Source organism: Mesorhizobium sp. M2C.T.Ca.TU.002.02.1.1 (assembly GCF_003997225.1).
In genome coordinates, this window is the sequence record NZ_RZTO01001002.1 from 1 (window position 1) to 1,971 (window position 1,971).

Sequence of the window (1,971 nt, forward strand, 5' to 3'; positions counted from 1 at the left end):
TTGCCGAGCAGCATTTCCGCAAGGCGGTCGAACTCAAATCCGACAATGCCGAGGCCTGGATGGGGCTTGCCGCATCCTATGACGAGCTCGGCCGTTTCGACTTCGCCGATCGCGCCTACGCGCAGCTGTTGAAGGTCGCCGGGCGCAAGCCGCAGATCGTCAACAATATGGGTTATTCGCAGCTTCTGCGCGGCAACAAGAAAAGGGCGCGCGCGCTGCTGCTCGAAGCCAAGGCCGGCATGGCCGACCAGACGGTGGTCAACGCCAACCTGGCGCTGCTCGACAAGGGCTGATCCCTCCGGGAGTTCGCGTAGCCCGTGTGCTGCCACGGGATTTCGCCTCGGATGTCGACGCTTTGTAAACCCTGTGTCGAGGTAGCGTTGGGCATCGGCCGAAAACGGTTTGCGCCGGCAGCCGTCAGCCTACATTGAGGGACGGGGCACCGGCCAGACGCTAGAGGCAGTTCTTCACGGATGTTGGATTTCAGTTCGCTCCTGCTCGCGGCGGCGCTGTCGGGCACATGCCTCAGCGCCACCATGTTCGCGATCTGGCTCACCACGCCGAGGGCGCGCTTCGTGCTCACGGTCGCTTGCGGGACCCTGGTGCTCGTCGTCCATGTCGTCGCCTTCTGGCGTTATACCAAGGATGCCGATCCCTGGCTGTGCCAGGTGGTGCTCGCGCTGCTGACCCTGGGTTTCCTGGTGATCTGCCTGTCGGCCATGCAGTATCTCGGCTTCCGCAACTACCGCCGCGCCATCGTGCCGGCGCTGGCCGCGATGGCCGCCTGCGCGATGATCACTTATCTCGGCTTCGACGGCATCGGCTTCCAGATCACCTATGCGGCCGTGACGGCGCTGCTCGCGGCGATCGGGACGATGTTCTGGATGAAAGGGGATCACGACCGCCGGATCCTGCTGGTCGTTTCGTTCCTCAGCGGCGCCTGCGGCCTGTCCTTCGCGCTGTGCGGCCTGGCGTTGCTGGCGCAAGGGCAGTGGGTGCTGGGTGCTGCGCCCGACAATTGGGCGGAGCGGTTGAACTCGGTCGTCGCGGTCGCCTGCATGACCGGCCTCGGCGCGCTGACGCTGTCGCTGCACCACCTGCAGGCGCAGATCGAGCTCAAGGCCGAGACGATGACCGATCCGCTGACCGGACTGATGAACCGCAGGGCGCTCAACGAGCTTTACGGCGACCGCAGCTTCGGTCCGTTCATGGCGATCGCGATGTTCGATCTCGATCATTTCAAGATGACCAACGATGTCTTCGGCCACCCCGTCGGAGACCAGGTCCTTTGCCGCTTCGCGGCGGTGATCAAGAAATACGGTAGGGCAGGGGTCGACGCCTTCCGGTTGGGCGGCGAGGAATTCGCGCTCGTCATGTCGCGTGTGACACCGGAAAAGGCGTATGACATGGCAAGCCGGATCGGCGTCGCTTTCGGCACCGAGATCGTGCCTACCCATCGCGGCCCGCTGCGCAGCAGCGTCAGCGGCGGCATGGGATTCGGCTCGGCCGCGGGTCGCCCCCTGGACGCGGTGCTGGCGCAAGCCGACGCCGCGCTTTACGCCGCCAAGCGTGCAGGGCGCAACCGCGTCATCGCTCAGGTCGAAGTGGGCCAGCCCGATGCCGGGCCGGCCCTGAAAACCGCCTAAAACGTCGGCGGGGCTATTCGGCGGCGCCGAGATATTCCGACAGCGGCGGGCAGGAGCAGACCAGGTTGCGGTCGCCAGCGACGTTGTCGATGCGCGAGACCGGCGGCCAGTATTTCGCCGCCAGATCGGCGTCGCCCGCCGGATAGGCCGCCTCCAGCCGCGAATACGGATGCTTCCACTCACCCGCGAGCGCTTCCGCCGCGGTGTGCGGGGCGTTGACCAGCGGGTTGTCGGCGAGCGGCCACTCGCCCTTCGCCACTTTCGCCGCCTCGCCGGCGATGGCGATCATCGCCTCGCAAAAACGGTCGAGTTCGCGCTTGGGCTC

1 protein-coding gene and 2 pseudogenes are annotated in these 1,971 nt (G+C 66.0%); 2 read left to right on the top strand and 1 reads right to left on the bottom strand.

The window, feature by feature from the left end; genetic code table 11:
- Together EOD07_RS32560 and EOD07_RS32565 are read left to right on the top strand one after the other, a co-directional pair.
- Positions 1-293 (top strand): annotated as a pseudogene (locus tag EOD07_RS32560) (hypothetical protein); the annotation flags it as partial.
- Positions 294-473: 180 nt separating this feature from the next.
- Positions 474-1,646, top strand: a complete 1,173-nt coding sequence (locus EOD07_RS32565) for a GGDEF domain-containing protein (RefSeq protein ID WP_127238169.1) — start codon at positions 474-476, stop codon at positions 1,644-1,646.
- Positions 1,647-1,659: 13 nt separating this feature from the next.
- Here the strand turns inward: EOD07_RS32565 and EOD07_RS32570 are convergent.
- A pseudogene (locus tag EOD07_RS32570) lies at positions 1,660-1,971 on the bottom strand (glycine dehydrogenase (aminomethyl-transferring)); the annotation flags it as partial.